Consider the following 16,323-nt stretch of genomic DNA (forward strand, 5'->3'; position numbering starts at 1 on the left):
CGTGCGATCGGCACTCGACGTTCAGCCGTCATGGGCCGACGCCCGCACGTCACCGGCCGGCGCGGATGGATCACCGAACGTCGTGGATGGGTCACCGGCCGGCGCGGACAGGTCATGGTGGATGGGGCCGGACAGCTGCCGTAGCTGGGCGCCCGATCCCCCGTGCCGCGTCGCGATGATCTCCGCGGCGATGGAGATCGCGGTCTCCTCCGGTGTGCGCCCCCCGATGTCCAGGCCGATGGGCGCGTGCAGGCGGGCCAGGTCGGCGTCGGAGAAGCCGAGCTCCCGCAGCCGCCGCGCGCGGTCGGCGTTGGTGCGGCGCGAGCCCATGACGCCGAGGTAGGCCAGCGGCCGGCGCAGCGCGACCTCCAGGAGCGGCACGTCGAACTTCGGATCGTGGGTGAGGACGCAGACGGTCGTGCGCTCGTCCACCGCCGTCGCGGCGAGGTAGCGGTGCGGCCAGTCGACGACCACCTCGTCGGCCTCGGGGAACCGCTTGCGGGTGGCGAACGTCGCCCGTGCGTCGCACACCGTCACCCGGTAGCCGAGGAAGGCGCCCACCCTGGCCAGCGCGGCGGCGAAGTCGATGGCACCGAAGACGATCAGCCGCGGCCGCGGCGCATAGGAGGCGACGAAGACGGCACTGTCGTCACCGCGCCGCTCGCCGTCCGGGCCGTAGCGGACGATGCCCGTCCGGCCCTGCTCCAGCATCCCGCGCGCGTCGTCGCGGACGGCCGTGTCGAACCGCGCGCTGCCGAGGGTGCCCTCGACGGAGCCCGGCCGGACGACGAGGCGGGACCCGACGGGGCTGGTGCCCACCCCGCTGACCAGCGTCGCGACCGCGACCGGCCGGCCGTCCCGGACGTCGGCGAGGATCCCGCCGAGCTCGGGGAACGTCCGCCGGCTCACCGCCTCGACGAAGACGTCGATGATGCCCCCGCAGGTGAGGCCCACCGCGAACGCGTCGTCGTCACTGACCCCGTAGCGCTGCAGGACGGGGACGGACGTCGCGCGGCACTGCTCGGCCAGGTCGTACACGGCCCCCTCGACGCAGCCGCCCGAGACACTGCCCACGACCGAACCGTCCGGGGTGACAGCCATCGCCGCGCCCGGCTGGCGCGGGGCCGACTTCCAGGTGCCGACGACCGTCGCCAGGCCCACGGTCTCCCCCGCCTGCCACCAGCTCTCGAGGTCGGGGAGCACGTCACGCATCGGAGATCACCTCGGCAAGTCCTCGCAGTGCCTGGAACGTATGCCCGGCCAGCAGGTCGTCCACGTGGGGAAGCGCCGCGGACATACCTGCGGCGGTCGGCGTGAACCCGTCCCGGCCGGTGTGCGGGTTCACCCAGAGGACCCGGTGCGCGAGCCGGGCCAGCCGGGCCATCTGCTCGGCGAGCAGGGTGACGTCGCCGCGTTCCCACCCGTCGGACACGATCACCACGACCGCCTGGCGGGCGGTGCCCCGCTGCCCCCACAGGTCGAGGAAGGCGCGCAGCGACTCCCCGAGGCGGGTGCCGCCGCTCCAGTCGGGAATCGCCTCGCCGGCCGCCCGCAGGGCCTCCCCCGCGTCCCGCAGCCGCAGCGGACGGGTGAGTCGCGTCAGCCTGGTCCCGCAGGTGAACACCTCGGTGGCGAACGGGGCGACCCGGACGGCGGCGTGCGCGAAGCGCAGCATCACGTCGGCGTAGGGGCTCATGGAACCGCTGACGTCGACGAGGAACACCAGCCGCCGGGGCCGTACCCGCGGGCGCGCGCGGACGAGCTCACCGGGCTCGCCGCCGTCGCGCAGCATGGCGCGCACGGTGCGGCGCGGGTCGAGCCCGCGGTTCCCGCCGGGCCGGCGCCGGCGGCTGGGACGGGACCCGACCCGGGGGGCAAGCAGGCCGACGAGCCGGTCGATCTCGGCCCGCTCCGCCGGGCTGAGGTCCGCGACGTCGCGGCGGCGCAGCAGCTCGACGTCGCTCGCGCCGACGGGGAGCGGGTCGGCCGGGCTGTCGTCACCGTCGTCGCGCGCGGTGCCGGCGCCGCTGGACGGCCAGACCCGCACCGCCCGCGACGACGGCGCGACGGCCCCGGCGGCGGCCTGCCCGGGCAGCCCGTCGAGGCGCCCGCGGAACCACTCGTCGAACAGCGCGTCGTAGCGCGGCAGGTCGTCCGGTTCGGCGCACAGCGCCAGGCGACCGGCCCAGTACACGTCGGCGGCGCTGGTGGGATCGAGGTGGGTGAGTGCCTGCACCGCCGTCGCGACCCGGCTCGCGTCCGCCGCCGCGCCGGCGCCGCGCAGCGCGCGGGCGAACCCGGTCAGGGCGACCAGCGGGTCCGGTTCGGCGAGCGGACCCGCGGCGGACGGACCCGCGGCGGACGGCCGCGCGTTCACGTCAGCCCGCCGACGATCTCGCCCAGCTCCCGCTCTGCGCGGACGATGTCCTCCCGGTACTTCAGCACCGCGCCCAGCGTCATCCGCGCCGCCTCCCCGTCGAGGCGGGAGCGGCCGAGGGTGTGCAGGGCCAGCGCCCAGTCGATCGTCTCGGCGATGCCGGGCGGCTTGAGCAGGCCCGCCTCCCGCAGCCGCGCGGTGGCCCGGGCGACGTCCGCGACGAGCTGGCGCGCCGCGCCCGGCACCCGCCGCCGGACGATCTCCACCTCCCGGGCGAAGTCCGGATGGTCCAGCCACAGGTAGAGGCAGCGGCGTTTCAGCGCGTCGTGCACCTCACGGGTCCGGTTCGAGGTGATCACCGTCAGCGGCGGGACGTCCGCCCGGATCGTGCCGATCTCCGGGACCGTCACCGAGCCCTCGGCGAGCACCTCGAGCAGGAACGCCTCGAACTCGTCGTCGGCGCGGTCGATCTCGTCGACGAGCAGGACGGCGGGGCTCTGCTCGAGTGCCTGCAGCACCGGGCGGGCGATCAGGAAGCGGCGGTCGTACAGCGAGGCCTCGATCTCGCCCGGGTCCGCGCTGCCGGCGGCGGMACGCAGGTGGAGGACCTGGCGCGGGAAGTCCCAGTCGTAGAGCGCCTGGCTCACGTCGATGCCCTCGTAGCACTGCAGGCGGATCAGGCGGGCCTGGCAGACCGTGGCCAGTGCGTGCGCCAGCGCGGTCTTGCCGACGCCGGGGTCGCCCTCCACGAACAGCGGCCGGCCCATCCGCAGGGCGAGGAACGCGGCGGTGGCGACGCCCTCGTCCGGCACGTACCCGGCCGCGTCGAGCGCACCGGCCACCGCCGCCGGGTCGGCGAAGTCACGTAACGGCATGACGGCGAGTTTGGCATCCTCCCCGCCCCGGTTCCCGCCACGCGGGCGGGACCAGACTGACCGACGGGACCAGACTGGCCGGCATGACCGGACACGCACCGGCCCGGATCGTCGCGGCCGTGCTCGCGGCGGGCGGCGGCAGCCGGATGGGCGCGCCGAAGGCCGAGCTCGTCGTGGGCGGGGCGCGACTGGTGGACCGCGCGGTGGCCGCCGCGCGGGACGCCGGCTGCCGCTTGATCATCGCGGTGGTCCGGGACGGCACGGCCGTTCCAGGCGCGGACGTCGTGGTGAACCCTGACCCCGGCCGCGGGCAGCGCAGCTCGCTCACACTCGCGCTGGACCGCGCCCGCGGCCTGGCGCCCACTGCCGATACGGCGGGGGTAAACGCGGTCGCGGTGCTGCTGGTCGACACCCCCGGGATCGGCGCGGACGCGGTGCGCGCCGTCCTGGCGGCCTGGCGGCCGGGCCGGGTCGCCGTCGGCCGCTACGGCGGCCGGCGCGGACATCCGATCGTCATGGCGCCGCGGCTGTGGCGCGAGGCGATCGCGCTCGCCGGTGCCGACGAGGGTGCGCGCCGCTTCCTCGCCGCGCACCCGGATCTGGTCGACGAGGTGCCGGTCCCGGGTGATCCCGCCGACCTCGACACCCCGGAGGATGTACGGCGCTGGCCCGGTTCCCGCCCGTCCGCGGCCGGCACCGCCGCGGACGCGCCCTCCTGAGCGGTCGCCCAACATCGTCGGGCCCGGACGGCTAGAGTCGTGCGCCGGCGGCATCTGTGACGTACACGGCATCCATGACGTACGCGGTATGCCGGCTATCCGACCGTCCGGCCGTCCGGCGCACGAACGGAGCAGGTGCTCATGCGCGAGACCACCGCGGCGCGTTATGCGGGCACCCGGGTCCAGCGGGTGGAGGACGGGCGCCTGCTCACCGGGCACGGCACGTTCGTGGACGACGTCCGGCGGCCGGGCATGCTGCACGCCTGCTTCGTGCGCAGCCCGTTCGCCCACGCCCGCGTCACCCATGTCGACATCTCGGCCGCGCTGGACCTCCCCGGTGTCCACGCCGTGTTCCTCGCCGCCGATCTCAACCCGGACATCCGCGAGCAGTGGTACACCTCGATGGGCAAGGACATCCCGGACACGCCCCGGCCGGCGCTCGCCTCGGACGAGGTCCGCTTCGTCGGCGACCCGGTCGCCCTGGTGATCGCCGAGAGTCGGTACATCGCCGAGGAGGTCTTCGCCGCCGCGGCGCACGTCGCCGACGAGACCATCTACCAGCAGGGCTACGCCGCGGTGCCGATCGAGACCCGCGGGCTGGTCGTCGAGTGGTCCGCCGGTGAGCTCACGATCTGGGCTGCGACGCAGGCCCCGCACGAGGTCCGGGCGTTCTGCGCCCGGCTGCTCGGCCTGCCCGAGCAGCGCGTCCGGGTCATCATGCGCGACACCGGCGGCGGCTTCGGCCAGAAGGTCATCCCGCTACGCGAGGACATGTGCGTCATGCTGGCGGCCCGCAAGGTCCCCGCCGCGATCAAGTGGATCGAGGACCGGCGCGAGAACCTGATGTCGGCCGGCCAGGCCCGCCACGAGCACGGCCGGGCGCGGATGGCGTTCGCTGCCGACGGCGAGATCCTCGCCGCCCACATCGACCACGTCCAGGACGTCGGCTCCTACCCCAGCCCGTGGCCGGTCGGGACGTCGGCGGCCGTCGGGATGATCTTTCCGGGCCCGTACCGGATCCCCCAGGCCACCTGGTCGACGGTCTCGCTGTTCTCGAACACCAGCGGCCGGACGGCCTACCGGGGCCCCTGGCAGTTCGAGTCGATGGCCCGCGAGGTGCTCCTCGACATCGCCGCCCGGCAGATGGGCCTCGACCCGGTCGCGCTGCGCCGGCGCAACCTGCTCGGCCTGGCCGACATGCCGTACGTGAACCCGTGCGGGATGCCCTACGACCACATGTCCCTGCGGGAGACCTTCGACCTAGCGCTGGAGATGCTCGACTACGAGGCGTTCCGCCGCGAGCAGCACGAGGCCCGCGCGGCCGGCCGCTACCTCGGGGGCGGCACCTGCAGCTATGTGGAGCCCACCTCGACCGGGATGGGGTACTACGCCACCGAGGGCGCCACGATCCGTATCGAGCCGTCCGGCGCGGTGAACGTCTATGTGGCCGGCGGCTCGACCGGCAACAGCATCGAGACGACGGTGGTGCAGCTGACCGCCGACGCGCTGGGCGTCGACCTCGACCAGGTCGCCACGATCCAGGGCGGCACGGCGGTCACACCGTTCGGCGCCGGCACCGCCGGCAGCCGCAGTGGCTCAAGGTCACGCTGCTGCGCCACATCGTCGGCGAGGACGTCGGCCCGATGATCAACCCGAACGTCGTCGAGGGGCAGATCGCCGGCGGAACCGTGCAGGGCATCGGCGGCGCCCTGCTGGAGAACCTCGCCTACGACCCCGACGGCAACCCGCTCGCCTCGACGTTCGTCGACTACCTCCTCCCGACGACCACCGAGGTCCCGACGATCGAGTACGGCCACCTGGAGACCCCCGCGCCCGGCCCGGGAGGCTACAAGGGGGTCGGCGAGGGCGGCGCGATCGGCTCGGCCCCGGCGGTCGTCAACACCGTAGCCGACGCGCTGGCCCCGTTCGGCGTGAAGATCACAAGTTTGCCCGCCAGCCCCGCGACGATCGTCTCGCTGCTGGAGAAGGCGCGCCGGTCGTCCGCGGCGCCGACACCGTGAGGACATAAGCAGTGGAGCTGACCAACGAGTTCCGGGTCGCCGTGCCGATCGACCGGGCATGGGACGTGCTGACCGACCTCGAACTGATCGCACCGTGCATGCCGGGCGCCGAGCTGTTGTCGGTCGAGGGCGAGGAGTACCGCGGCGCGGTCAAGGTGAAGGTCGGGCCGATCACCGCCCAGTACAAGGGCAAGGCCACCTTCCAGGAGAAGGACCACGCCGCCCACCGGGCCGTGATCAGGGCTGACGGCCGCGAGACCCGCGGCCAGGGCAACGCCAGCGCGGTCATCACCGCCACCCTCACCGAGGACGGCGACGCGACCGCCGTCCGGCTCTCCACCGACCTCACCATCTCCGGCAAGGCCGCGCAGTTCGGCCGCGGCGTGCTCGCCGACGTGAGCGCCAAGCTGCTCCGGCAGTTCGTCCAGTGCCTGGAGAGCAACGTCCTCTCCGCGGCCCCCGCCTCCGTACCCGACTCAGCACCTGACGACACTCCCGTTGCCGCGGCGGACGTTCCCGCTCCTCATCAGGAAGCTGCCACGCGCCCCACTCCGCGCCCGGCCGGCGGGGACATCGCAGCCGCCCGCGCGGAGACGCGCGGCCAGGAGCCCGTCCCGGTGAACCTGCTCGGGACGATCGCCGTGCCCGTGGCGAAGCGGATGGCACCGGTGGCCGCGGCGCGGCGCACCGCCTCGAGGATTCCCTGGTAGCCGGTGCAGCGGCAGTAGTTCCCCGACAGGCCCTCGCGGATCTCCTCGTCCGACGGGCTCGGGATGTCGCGCAGCAACGCGGTGATGGAAATGACGAAACCCGGGGTGCAGAAGCCGCACTGCAAGCGCCTCCGCCGGGCCCACCCGGCTCAGTGGACCGGCAGGGGTGCGGTGGTCCGTGGAGGCGGTGTGCAGAGGATGCGCTGGTGTTCGTCAGCACTGTGTCTTGATGGTGGTTCCGGTGGACCGGGCGCCGCGGTGGTGTAGCCAGGCGACGAGTTCGTTGGTTCCGGCGCGTTGGGCGGCGTCGAGAGGTGTCAGGTCGTCGTAACCGACCCAGTTGATGTCGGCGCCGTGGTCGAGGAGGTATTCGGCGGTGCGGCGTTGGCCGCCGTGGCAGGCGCTCCAGAATGCGTGGGTGGTGTCTTCGGCGGTCGGGGGCGGTGTCGCGTCGAAGGCGGCGGTGAGGCGGTCGAGCAGGTCGAGGGCGGCGGCGTGCCAGAGGGTGGTGCTGGCGCCGCGTTCGACGAGCCGCCGGGCGGCTTTCCACTGGCCGAAGGCGCAGGCGTCGTCGAGCGGGGTGCCGCCGCCGATGACCGCGCCTTCGGCCTCGATGTCGGCTCCGGCGTCGAGCAGCGCGTCGAGGACGGCGACGTCGTCGCTGCTGGCGGCCCAGTGCAGCGGGGTTTCCGTGTGGGGCCCGGTGAACCGGGCGTCGACGTCGGCGCCCGCCTCGACCAGGGTGGCCACGGTGGCGGGGCCGTTCGGGTAGTGGCCGGGCCAGTCGGTGGCGACGTGAAGCATGGTCCGGGACATCCCCTGGTCCCCCTCGTCTCCGAGGTGAACGGTGGCAAGTTCGGGGTGGTCGGCGAGTAGCTGGCGCAGTGTGGGCAGGTCGCCGGCGTGGACGGCGGCGACCGCGGCGACGGCGCGCGGGTCGTCGGTGCTGATGAACACAGCCGGTCCTCTCGCTTTGTGACCGGCACGTGCCGGCGGCGGGCGTCGTCGCCCGGGTCGAGTGTTGCCGGGCGTGAAAGGTCGGTCAACGCTGGTGTGGGCCACTCGCTCTGACCGGACGGAGGCGAGGGTGACGGTGCTTGTCGAACTGCTCTATGTCACGGACTGCCTGAACTACCGGCCGTTGCTGGCCCACCTGGGTGACCTGCTGACACGTGCGGGCGTGCACGAGCCGGTGCGGCTCGTCGAGGTCGAAGGTCCCGAGAGGGCGCGGACGCTGCGGTTCCTGGGCTCGCCGACGCTGCGGGTCGACGGCCGCGACGTCGACCCGTCGGCGGCGAGCCGGATCGACTACGGGTTGCAGTGCCGGGTCTATCCCACCGCCGACGGCTTGCGCGGCAGTCCGCCGGACGACTGGGTGCTCGACGCGGTCACGGACGCCGCCGGGGGCCGCTAGCTGGGGCGGCCTTCAGGACCGACGCCACTCGGGCGCGCAGCGGGGGACCCGCAGGCCCAACTCACCGAGTCACCGAGCAGAGTCACCGAGCAGGGCGGCGAGGCCAGGGCTTTCGGTGTCGAGGGCGCCGAGCAGCAGGCGCTCGTGCGGTTGGGGCGGCGGAGTCCCAGCGTGGGCCGTCGCCCCGCCCGCCGCTTCCCGCGCTAGGCCGCCGGTCCCGGGGTGGGGCAGCGGGGCCGGCGGTCGAGGCGGGCGCTCCCGGCCACACAGTCGCCAACTCCGGGAGTGGCCAGGCAGCACCCAGCTCGCCCCCTGCCCTGTCTCCAGCCGGGTAAACCCGGGGCGGGCAGCTTGCCGCCGGGCCGGGCTAAAACGGCCGCGCGGTCGCGGCTGGTGTCGCCTGTCCTGTGTGTCCTGTGTGTCCTGTCGCCTGCTGTCGTGTCACCTGCGGAAGGCCTACTCAGAGGAGGTGACGACAGCCCCGGGGGCAGGTTCAGGTGGTCTCGGTCGAGCAGATGCGCGGCACCCGCGCGCGGCTGCACCTGGCCGAGCCGCTGCCGGTCGACGTCGAGGTCGGGGCCGAGCTCGGCCGGGACCTGTTGTCCCCGCATTGTCCCCGCGGTGGCTGCACGACCTGCGGCACTCGTCGGCGTCGATCCAGCTTGCGGCCGGGGTGGACCTGGCCCTGGTCTCCAAGCGGCTCGGTCACTCGTCGTCGTCGATCACCGCGAACCTGTACGTCCATCTGCTGCGCTCGGCGGGGCAGCAGGCGGCGGAGACAGTGGCCGCGGCAATCCCCCGCCCTGCGCCACGTGGGCACCCTGTGGGCACCAGCGGAAGCGCGGGCACCGGGATTTCAGAGAGTGGAAAGAAGTACCTGGTCAGAGGCCCGTCCGTGCTGGACGGGCCCGACCGCGAGGGGCGGAGGCTCGGGGATTTGAACCCCACCGGCAACCGGATGGGCGAGAGTGCGAGTAGGCGGAAGTGCCTGCAATGCAAGGGGTTTCGAGTCGCGGACGGGTGCGGACGATGGTGGTCGAGGGGCTGAAAGTGGGGCGGGTGTCCTCACCATGTCCGCACCAGTGCCCGCACCAGACAAACCCGCGACGGGGTGACAGTCCGTGACCTGCGGCCGGTCGTTGACGGCATCACTGGTCAGGGCCGCGTTTCGTCGGCGGCGGGGCAGAGGTTCTCCGTAGCGGTGGTGAACAGCGCCATGTGGTGTGAGGGTGGGTCACCGGTCTCGTCGGCAAGCATCTCGGCCGTGGCCTGCCAGTCGAAAGTGGATCCGTCGAGCAGGTCGCCTAGTAGGTCGCAGAGGGTTCGGCCCATGGCGAGTGCCTCAAGGTTGGTGCCGGTGTAGCCGAGCCGGCGGGTGTCGCGGATGAACTGGTCAGGGTCGGGTGCCTGCTCGGCCGGCCGGCTTGGCTGATCTGGCTGGTCGACTCTGCTGCCGCAGCCTGCGGTGAGCGTGAGCGCGACGAGCGCGAGCACGCCAAAGACGCCGTGTGTCCTCATGTGTCCCCCCGTGTGAGGAAGGCAGCGTAGCGAGCCATTCCCCGCCACCGGTGACCCTGTGGTGGTCATCGGCGCCGCCGCCGTGGGCCCGGCTTGCGGGGTAGCCGGCCGCGGACCGCGGTCAGGGTGTCCAGGGTGGCCGCGGACAGCACCACGGCCGCCTGGCGGGGGTCCGGTCTGGCGGGGGCCTGGACGTCGTCCACGTCGTCCGCCGCCGGGCCGGCCTCGAGGCGTTCGCAGACGGGGCAGGGCCCGGCTTTGCCGTGCTGGCACATCGAACGCACGTTCGGCGGCACGTAGACGGTCGGTGCGACCGGCCGGGCAGGTTCGGGTGCCAGGTCGCGGATGCGGGTCCGGCGGATCGCGGCCGGGCTGGACACCGTGCCGGTGATCGGCGCCCGGTAGGCGTCGCCGATCTGCCCGACGGTGCAGCCGCGGTCGAGGGCGGCCCAGATGTCGGCAGCCCACGACGCGGGGATGCCACCGTCGCCGGTGAGGGCCTGGACCACGTCGCCGTGCGGGTCGACCTCGACGGCCGGGGCCTGGCCGTGGCTGGTCTGCTCGGTGCCGGGTTCGTGCTCGTCGAGGGCGTCGCCGTGGTCCTCGTCGGAGAGCTCCGCCGCTGCTGCTGAAGAACCTTCTGAAGAACACTTCTGATTGGGTCCCGCAGCGGGACGGGTACCCGTCCCGTCGTGAGACTGGTACCCGTCCCGTTCCGGGACCCGTCCCGCTGCGGGACTGGTCGGCACGGCGAGCGTGTACCAGGTGCGGACACCGCTGGCCCGGTGCCGGATCGCCCACCCGTCCGCCTCCAGACGGTTGAGTTCCCGGGCGACGGTGGCGCGGCCGAGGCCGGTTCTGCTGGCGAGCCGGTCGAGCGATGGGGAGAACTCCGGCGGGACGACCGCGGTGCMGCGGGCGGTGGCGGCGCAGAGCACGAGGGCGACAAGGCGGGCGTTCGCTGGGAGGTCGGACGCCATGACGGCGCGCTCGACATCCCACCGGGTTACCGGGGGTGCCTGGTCGCCGTTCTGGTCGTCCCCGGGCAGGCTGCCGCGGGCATGATGGGACACGGGTTGATGGCCCTTCTTACGCAAGGGTGATCGATCAAGGGCCGGTTCGGGTGTTGGTAGCACCCGGCCGGCCCGCTTCGTGTGCGGGTGGTGGTCTTCTACTCGGCGCGGGGGAACGGGTCTCCCGGCCACATCTCGAGCGGATCGGCCATTCGGTGGGCGGTGCGCAGTAGTTCGGGATCGCCGGTGATCCGCGCGGCCGTGTCGCCGGTGTGGCCGATGATCAGAATCGGCTGGTCCGCATCCGTGTGCATCTGCCACAGGAAGCCGGCCGGCACCGCGCCGCCGCCGTCATCCTCGCGGACGATCACGGTCACCTTGCGGCGACGCTTCCCGGTGATCTCTGGGGGGTTGGCGCAGACCTTCCGGTGGAAAGCGAGGTCGTGGCCGCTGCCGGGCGCGAGCGCGTCACTCAGCTCGACGGCCGGGACGGTCTGGCCGTCGACGAAGACGCCGTCAGGCAGGACTGCGAACACGTCGCCGATGGCTATCTGATCAATAGTCGTGATCTTGTGCACCCGCGATTCTCCTTCCTCGGTTGCGGACCACTACGACTGTCGGAGCACGATCTTCACGGTTGCCGTCGAGACGTGGGCGGCAGCGGCGAGCTGGTCGACGGTGTGCCCGCCTGCGGCACGGAGCTCGCGGATGGCCCCATCCCGGAGCGGACGCGCATCCTCAACGCGCTGGGCGAGTTCAGCGATGACGGCCAGGCGCTCGGCGGCGGGCAGGGCGCGGATCTGGTCGAGCGTCGGGTGTATCTGCATGCTCAGAGCCTAGCCGATCGCGGATATCCGCTACCCGCTATCTCATGGGTGCCCGTTGTTCAATATGGGTGTACCAGATACCCGCTATCCGCTATCGTATGGCTCTGTAAGGCAGAGCGGCCCCGAACCGGTGTTGCGAGCACCGGCCGGGGCCTACGGACCACCTGAGTGCACAGGAGACCCGCGTGTTCTACGTTCCCACGACCACCCCGCTCCGCGAGCGGTTCGCCCACACGGCCCGGCGCCTGGCGCTCGTCGCCGCCGTCCGTGTCCTGGACCGCCTCGAGGCCGTCGCCGGCGAGACCACCACCCCGACCGGGGCCCCCGCCCTCCCCGCGGCGGCCCCGGCGGCGTCCTGCTGCGGCCACGGCCCCGCCGACCACGACGCGCTCGGCTGCACCGCGGCCGTCGGCTTCCCGGGCATGTCCGCGGCCCGCTGCGACTGCCTCACCCCCGCCCCGGCCGTCGAGGTCATCCCGGCCGGCCCGGCCCTGCTCGCCGCCGCCGACATGCCGCCGGTCGAGACCATCGAAGCGGCCGCCGCCGAGTACGACGAGGCCGCCGAGCAGGCCCGCACCGCCGAGCGTGGCAAGCGCCGGGCACGGAAGCTGCTCGACCACATCCCCGCCGGCACCTACGGCCGGGCGCTCGTCGAGCGCGTCGAGTCCGCCCGGACGACCCCCGACCTGGACGCGATCCGCGCGGCCTACGCCCGTGCCGGCCTCGGTGAGGTCCCGATGAAGCCGATCGCGCCGACGCTGCGCGTCACCATGGCCCCCGCCGTCGAGGTGGACGGCGTCGAGGGCCTGGCGGTGGCCGCGTGAACCCCGGCCGGATGATCCCGCTGGCCGACCTCGAGCCGGACGCCGGAGAGACGGACCACGCGGCCCGCCTGTTCGCCCGACGCGACACCCTCGACGCCGCGGACCGGACGATGGCGACGTACGCGGCGATCCACGCCGAGATCCTCGTCGACGCCCTCGAGGAGGGCAACGCGCTGCTCGCCGCGGTGGCGCTACGCGGCCTGATCGCCCACATCCGCGCCGGCCGCGCGCGCCGCACCCAGCTGGCCGCAGAGACCCCGACGGGCGGTGCCCGGTGAGCGTGAACGACTTCGGGATCGCCGAGCGATTCGAGATGGCGCGGATCCTGTCGAACCTGGCCGCGATGGCGGTCACCGTCGACGACTCCCGCAGTGAGCCGGACATGCTCACCGACATGGCCGCAGTCGAGCTGCTGCCGGTGGTGCGCCGGCTCGACCGGGCGGTCCGGGACTACGCACGCACCGACTACGAGCAGGCCGTGGCCTACGCCCTGCTGGCCGACCTCGACCTTGGACGGTCCCTGTGAACGCGGTGGCGCAGCGGGTGGTGGAGCGGTCGAGCGCGGCGATGACGACCCTCGTCGACGATCCGCGCGACGAGTTCKCCGATGGTGCCGCGGACACCTGCGAGACGTTCGCGGTGTTCCTCGAAACGCACAACCACGACGTGATCCGCCGGGCGTTGGCGGGGCTGGACGGACGCAGCGCGGAGTACCGGGCTGGTGCCGCGGCGGCGGCCGGCGTCGTCATCGAACTGTCCGCGGGGCTACGCGCGGCGCGGCGTGATGCCACGTGAAGCCGGCCGGGAAGTTGGAGCGGCTCCTGGCCGCGGCCCTGCCGTTCGCGCTCGGCGCCGCCGTATTCGTGATCGCGTTCTGGCACATCGTCGAGATCGCCAGGTGGGCCGGCCAACCCGACTGGGCGGCACTACTGATCGCCAGCACCGGCGAATGCATGGCGGTCGCGGCGATTCTGGAGATCCTGGCCCGGCGGCGGACCGGCATCGGGGTGAAGACGCCGGTGCTCGTGCTCGTCGCCGCGGTGCTGTTCTCCGGCGCGGTGAACCTCGCCGCAGCACTGGTCGACCGCGACACCGCCGGCCGGCTCGCCGGCGAGCCCGGGGCCTGGCGGCCGGTGATGGCGGTGTGGCCGGTGATGGCGTTCGCGCTCGTCGCCGCGCTCAAGGCCACCCGCGGAGGAAAGGCAGTCGAGCACCTCGAGGAGGAGGGGCCCGCCATCGCGGCGGGGCCCGCCCCCGGCGGTGCCGAAGTGGTCGAGGTGGCACCCGTGCCGGCCCCAGCGCCACCCGCAGCGCCGGTAAAGGCACCCCCGCCGGCCGCCGAGCTGGCACCGGGGCCGGACGAGGGTGGCTCCGGAGCCACCCCCCGTGGCTCCGGCCGGCTCGCCCTGGCCGAACTCGTCGCGAATCTGCCCGCCGATGACCCACGGTCGGAGCGGCAGTTGGCCGCGGACCTGGCACCGGCCGCCGGTCTGGCACCGGCGACGGCGCGGCGCTACCTGGCGGACCTACGGAAGTCGGTGGCGGCATGAACGGCATCCGTGCGGACCTGCGGTCCCTCCCGCTGTGGTGCGCCGGCCTGCTCGTGGCCCTGGCGGTCGTCGTGCTCATGCTGCGCGCCGCCGGCCTGCTCGTGTGCCTGCTCGTCGAGGTTGCCGGCCTGGCGGCATGCCGGGTCGTGGACGGCGCCGAGCGGGTCGAGGCGGCCGTGTCGGCGGCGGCCGGTGTGCGGCCGTTGGCGGCGTCGGTCGTGGTGTTCCCGGACGGTGGTGCCCGGTGACCGAGCAGTTGGAGCGCGCCGTGGGTGAGGTCGTCGCGGGGCCGTGGGTTCCGCGGCCGGCTCCCGAGCTGGTGGAACCAGCGCCGGCTCCCGCCGCGGTCGTGGTGCCGAGCGGGTCGCTGGTCGACCCGATCCGACTGCCCGCGTGGGCGACGGATCGGGCGGTGCGCCGCGCCACCACCCGGCACGTTGGCAAGCTCGCCGGGCGGGCCGCGGCCCGGTCCGCCTGGCGGGCGCCGATGTCGGTACTGCGCGGGTCGTGGCGGGCGGGGCGGTTCTGGTGGTCGTGGGTGCGCGCCGAGGACATCGCCACCGAGCTCCGCGGCGACGACGGCCGACTCGGGAAAGAAATTTTCGTGATCCGCGATCACCGTAAGGCCCGGTGGGTCATCACCAGCGGGGCGGCCGGCGGCGGGGTGGTCGCCGAGCTGGTGGGTGCTCTCGCCGTGGGCGAGTGGGTACCCGCGCTGTCGGGTGCGGTCGCGGTGACCGCGGCTGGTGTGGCCGGACGGCGGCGGCCCGCGGCGGGGCCAGGCGGGTCGCTGGCGATCGAACCGGACACCCGCGTGGACCTGGCACCCGACCATCTCAACGGCGCGTTCCGGGCCGCGGGCCTCCTCAAGCCGAGTACCGGGCTGGTGCTGTGCGCGCCGATCGTGCGCGACCGCCTCGGCCGCGGCTGGGAGACCGTCCTCGACCTGCCGCGCGGCGGCGGGAAGACAGCGGCGCACGCCATCGAACGCCTACCCGTCATCGCCGCCGAGCTCGGCGTCGACGAGATCCAACTGCTCATGCGCCGCGTCCGCGCGCACGAGGGTGGGCACGGCCGGCGGCTATCGCTGTGGGTCGCAGACGACGATCCGTACCTCGGCCCGCCGACACCGTCCCTGTTGATCGACGTCGAGCGGTTCGACTTCTGGCGGGCAGTGCCGTTCGGCCAGGACGCCCGCGGCAACCGCGTCGAGGTCGCCCTGCTCTGGCAGTCCGCGTTCTTCGGCGGGCTACCGCGGCGCGGGAAGACGTTCTCGATGCGGCTGCTCGTCGCCGCGGCCGTGCTCGACCCCTGGTGTCAGCTGTGGTTGGCGGACGGCAAGGGCGGTGCGGACTTCCGGGCCATGGCCGGTGTCGCGCACCGCTACGTCTCCGGTGCCGACCCTGACGACCTGGCCGCGTTCGAACACATGCTCGACGAGCTGATCAGCGAGATGTCCCGACGGTTCGCGTTCCTGGCCACGCTGCCGGCCGCGGTCTGCCCCGAAGGCAAGCTCACCCCGGAGATCATGCGGCGCCACAATCTGCCGCTGATCCCGCTGGTGATCGACGAGCTACAGGAGTACTTCGAGGCCACGGAGGAAGAGAAGGACCGGGCGCGGATCATCGGCAAGCTCGCCCGGATCGCGCGGCGTGGTCCGGCCGCCGGGATCATGCCGGTGTACGCGAGCCAGCGCCCGGACGCGAAGAGCGTCCCGACCAAGCTCCGCGAGATCGTCACCTACCGGTACGCCACGCAGGTCACGGACCGGACGTCGTCGGACATGGTGCTCGGCGCTGGTAAGGCCGCGGCCGGCGCCGATGCCTCCGTCCTGTCCGAAGAGCACAAGGGTGTCGGGGTGCTGGTCACCGGCCCGGCGTCGTTCGTCACGGTCAAAGCCGACCTGTTGGACAACCCCGCGTTCGAAGTCATCTGCGCCCGTGGCCGCGCGCTGCGCCTGGCCGAAGGCACCCTCACCGGGCAGGCATGCGGAGACATCGGCGCCGCGGCGGCCGGCGCCGGCTACGTCATCCCGGCCGTCATCGGCGACGTTCTCGAGGCCTTCGGTCAACGGGCACGGATCTGGACCGAAGAACTCCTCGTCGAGCTCCGCAACCTCGACGAGGACACCTACGGCGACTGGGACGGCACCCGCCTGGCCGACGAGCTCGAGGCGGCCGGCGTGAACCGCACCCGCAAACAAGTGAAGATCGACGGCGAGAACCGGGCGGGCTGGTACCGGTCCGACGTCGAGGGCGCGATCCCACCCGACGTGCTCGCCGCGCGACCGGTAGAGACCCCCCGCCCTACCCCGGTCGGCACCGCGGCGGCGTCTACCACCACCGGTCCAGACCCGGCCATGTAGCGGGCCCCCTCTACCGCCGTAGCGGGGCCGGTAGCGGCCCTGACCTGCGAAGTAGCGGCGGTAGAGGGCACCCGGCCGCCCCCGCCCCGCCGGGCCCTCACCGACCGGCC

General features: G+C 73.5%; 21 protein-coding genes and 1 pseudogene. 13 read left to right on the plus strand and 9 right to left on the minus strand.

Annotation, left to right across the window (positions count from 1 at the left end; all coding sequences use genetic code 11):
- Positions 1-21 precede the first annotated feature (21 nt).
- The 3 genes from BBK14_RS30035 to BBK14_RS30045 are packed head-to-tail and all read right to left on the minus strand — an operon-like array spanning position 22 to position 3,252.
- Positions 22-1,212: an XdhC family protein gene (locus tag BBK14_RS30035; protein WP_071066525.1), complete on the minus strand. Its 1,191-nt coding sequence runs from the start codon at positions 1,210-1,212 to the stop codon at positions 22-24.
- On the minus strand, positions 1,205-2,377 hold the full coding sequence (locus BBK14_RS30040) for a vWA domain-containing protein (protein WP_071066526.1): 1,173 nt from the start codon (positions 2,375-2,377) through the stop codon (positions 1,205-1,207). The genes BBK14_RS30035 and BBK14_RS30040 overlap by 8 nt, the downstream gene beginning before the upstream one ends.
- Positions 2,374-3,252, minus strand: coding sequence for an AAA family ATPase (locus BBK14_RS30045; protein ID WP_071066527.1), 879 nt, complete (start codon positions 3,250-3,252; stop codon positions 2,374-2,376). The genes BBK14_RS30040 and BBK14_RS30045 overlap by 4 nt, the downstream gene beginning before the upstream one ends.
- Positions 3,253-3,335: 83 nt before the next feature.
- Here BBK14_RS30045 and BBK14_RS30050 point away from each other — a divergent pair, with 83 nt between their 5' ends.
- The 4 genes from BBK14_RS30050 (at position 3,336) to BBK14_RS30060 (ending at position 6,702) form a co-directional block, all read left to right on the plus strand.
- Positions 3,336-3,971 carry a nucleotidyltransferase family protein gene (locus BBK14_RS30050; protein ID WP_071066528.1) on the plus strand — a complete coding sequence of 212 codons (636 nt, stop codon included), beginning with the start codon at positions 3,336-3,338 and terminating at the stop codon, positions 3,969-3,971.
- A gap of 141 nt (positions 3,972-4,112) precedes the next feature.
- Positions 4,113-5,618, plus strand: coding sequence for a molybdopterin cofactor-binding domain-containing protein (locus BBK14_RS30055; RefSeq protein WP_338045522.1), 1,506 nt, complete (start codon positions 4,113-4,115; stop codon positions 5,616-5,618).
- Positions 5,615-5,992, plus strand: coding sequence for a molybdopterin cofactor-binding domain-containing protein (locus BBK14_RS43050; protein ID WP_338045523.1), 378 nt, complete (start codon positions 5,615-5,617; stop codon positions 5,990-5,992). The genes BBK14_RS30055 and BBK14_RS43050 overlap by 4 nt, the downstream gene beginning before the upstream one ends.
- 11 nt (positions 5,993-6,003) lie before the next feature.
- Positions 6,004-6,702: an SRPBCC family protein gene (locus BBK14_RS30060; protein WP_071066529.1), complete on the plus strand. Its 699-nt coding sequence runs from the start codon at positions 6,004-6,006 to the stop codon at positions 6,700-6,702.
- Here the strand turns inward: BBK14_RS30060 and BBK14_RS36150 are convergent.
- Together BBK14_RS36150 and BBK14_RS30065 are read right to left on the minus strand one after the other, a co-directional pair.
- Positions 6,666-6,827: pseudogene (locus BBK14_RS36150) on the minus strand ((2Fe-2S)-binding protein); the annotation flags it as partial. The gene BBK14_RS30060 and the pseudogene BBK14_RS36150 overlap by 37 nt on opposite strands.
- Before the next feature lie 88 nt (positions 6,828-6,915).
- Positions 6,916-7,659 (minus strand): ankyrin repeat domain-containing protein, encoded by a 744-nt coding sequence (locus BBK14_RS30065; RefSeq protein WP_071066530.1) that lies wholly within the window; start codon positions 7,657-7,659, stop codon positions 6,916-6,918.
- A gap of 130 nt (positions 7,660-7,789) precedes the next feature.
- On the opposite strand from BBK14_RS30065, the gene BBK14_RS30070 reads away from it, so the two are divergent.
- Both BBK14_RS30070 and BBK14_RS36155 read left to right on the plus strand, forming a co-directional pair.
- Positions 7,790-8,116, plus strand: coding sequence for a DF family (seleno)protein (locus tag BBK14_RS30070; RefSeq protein WP_083391343.1), 327 nt, complete (start codon positions 7,790-7,792; stop codon positions 8,114-8,116).
- A gap of 673 nt (positions 8,117-8,789) precedes the next feature.
- Entirely contained in the window at positions 8,790-9,164 is a 375-nt protein-coding gene (locus BBK14_RS36155) for a hypothetical protein (protein ID WP_241831970.1), read from the plus strand.
- A 107-nt stretch (positions 9,165-9,271) separates the two neighbouring features.
- Here the strand turns inward: BBK14_RS36155 and BBK14_RS30075 are convergent, their stop codons facing one another.
- From BBK14_RS30075 to BBK14_RS30090, 4 genes are all read right to left on the minus strand, one after another.
- Complete coding sequence (locus tag BBK14_RS30075) at positions 9,272-9,634, minus strand: hypothetical protein (RefSeq protein ID WP_131802458.1); 363 nt, start codon at positions 9,632-9,634, stop codon at positions 9,272-9,274.
- A gap of 65 nt (positions 9,635-9,699) precedes the next feature.
- Positions 9,700-10,707 (minus strand): helix-turn-helix domain-containing protein, encoded by a 1,008-nt coding sequence (locus BBK14_RS30080; protein WP_071066532.1) that lies wholly within the window; start codon positions 10,705-10,707, stop codon positions 9,700-9,702.
- Positions 10,708-10,805: 98 nt separating this feature from the next.
- A complete protein-coding gene (locus tag BBK14_RS30085; protein WP_071066533.1) occupies positions 10,806-11,225 on the minus strand; it encodes a hypothetical protein in 420 nt (139 codons plus the stop codon).
- Positions 11,226-11,255: 30 nt separating this feature from the next.
- A complete protein-coding gene (locus BBK14_RS30090; RefSeq protein ID WP_071066534.1) occupies positions 11,256-11,474 on the minus strand; it encodes a hypothetical protein in 219 nt (72 codons plus the stop codon).
- Between the two features lie 185 nt (positions 11,475-11,659).
- Between BBK14_RS30090 and BBK14_RS30095 the strand changes: the two genes are divergently transcribed.
- From BBK14_RS30095 to BBK14_RS30125, 7 genes are read left to right on the plus strand one after another with little or no spacing between them, the layout of a single operon-like run.
- A complete protein-coding gene (locus BBK14_RS30095; protein WP_071066535.1) occupies positions 11,660-12,298 on the plus strand; it encodes a hypothetical protein in 639 nt (212 codons plus the stop codon).
- On the plus strand, positions 12,295-12,576 hold the full coding sequence (locus BBK14_RS30100; protein ID WP_071066536.1) for a hypothetical protein: 282 nt from the start codon (positions 12,295-12,297) through the stop codon (positions 12,574-12,576). Before BBK14_RS30095 ends, BBK14_RS30100 begins: the two co-directional genes overlap by 4 nt.
- Complete coding sequence (locus tag BBK14_RS30105; protein ID WP_071066537.1) at positions 12,573-12,824, plus strand: hypothetical protein; 252 nt, start codon at positions 12,573-12,575, stop codon at positions 12,822-12,824. The genes BBK14_RS30100 and BBK14_RS30105 overlap by 4 nt, the downstream gene beginning before the upstream one ends.
- Positions 12,821-13,093: a hypothetical protein gene (locus BBK14_RS30110; RefSeq protein ID WP_071066538.1), complete on the plus strand. Its 273-nt coding sequence runs from the start codon at positions 12,821-12,823 to the stop codon at positions 13,091-13,093. Before BBK14_RS30105 ends, BBK14_RS30110 begins: the two co-directional genes overlap by 4 nt.
- Positions 13,090-13,848, plus strand: coding sequence for a hypothetical protein (locus BBK14_RS39210; protein ID WP_071066539.1), 759 nt, complete (start codon positions 13,090-13,092; stop codon positions 13,846-13,848). The genes BBK14_RS30110 and BBK14_RS39210 overlap by 4 nt, the downstream gene beginning before the upstream one ends.
- A complete protein-coding gene (locus BBK14_RS30120) occupies positions 13,845-14,096 on the plus strand; it encodes a hypothetical protein (RefSeq protein ID WP_071066540.1) in 252 nt (83 codons plus the stop codon). The genes BBK14_RS39210 and BBK14_RS30120 overlap by 4 nt, the downstream gene beginning before the upstream one ends.
- Positions 14,093-16,213, plus strand: coding sequence for an FtsK/SpoIIIE domain-containing protein (locus tag BBK14_RS30125; protein WP_241831962.1), 2,121 nt, complete (start codon positions 14,093-14,095; stop codon positions 16,211-16,213). The genes BBK14_RS30120 and BBK14_RS30125 overlap by 4 nt, the downstream gene beginning before the upstream one ends.
- Positions 16,214-16,323: the final 110 nt, after the last annotated feature.

The organism is Parafrankia soli (assembly GCF_001854695.1).
Lineage (GTDB): Bacteria > Actinomycetota > Actinomycetes > Frankiales > Frankiaceae > Parafrankia > Parafrankia soli.

Bases quoted from the DNA above. Each gene is read 5' to 3' on its own strand.
- BBK14_RS30035 (WP_071066525.1), bottom strand. From the start codon at position 1,212: ATGCGTGACGTGCTCCCCGACCTCGAGAGCTGGTGGCAGGCGGGGGAG.
- BBK14_RS30050 (WP_071066528.1), top strand. From the start codon at position 3,336: ATGACCGGACACGCACCGGCCCGGATCGTCGCGGCCGTGCTCGCGGCG.
- BBK14_RS30055 (WP_338045522.1), top strand. From the start codon at position 4,113: ATGCGCGAGACCACCGCGGCGCGTTATGCGGGCACCCGGGTCCAGCGG.
- BBK14_RS43050 (WP_338045523.1), top strand. From the start codon at position 5,615: ATGATCAACCCGAACGTCGTCGAGGGGCAGATCGCCGGCGGAACCGTG.
- BBK14_RS30075 (WP_131802458.1), bottom strand. From the start codon at position 9,634: ATGAGGACACACGGCGTCTTTGGCGTGCTCGCGCTCGTCGCGCTCACG.
- BBK14_RS30090 (WP_071066534.1), bottom strand. From the start codon at position 11,474: ATGCAGATACACCCGACGCTCGACCAGATCCGCGCCCTGCCCGCCGCC.
- BBK14_RS30120 (WP_071066540.1), top strand. From the start codon at position 13,845: ATGAACGGCATCCGTGCGGACCTGCGGTCCCTCCCGCTGTGGTGCGCC.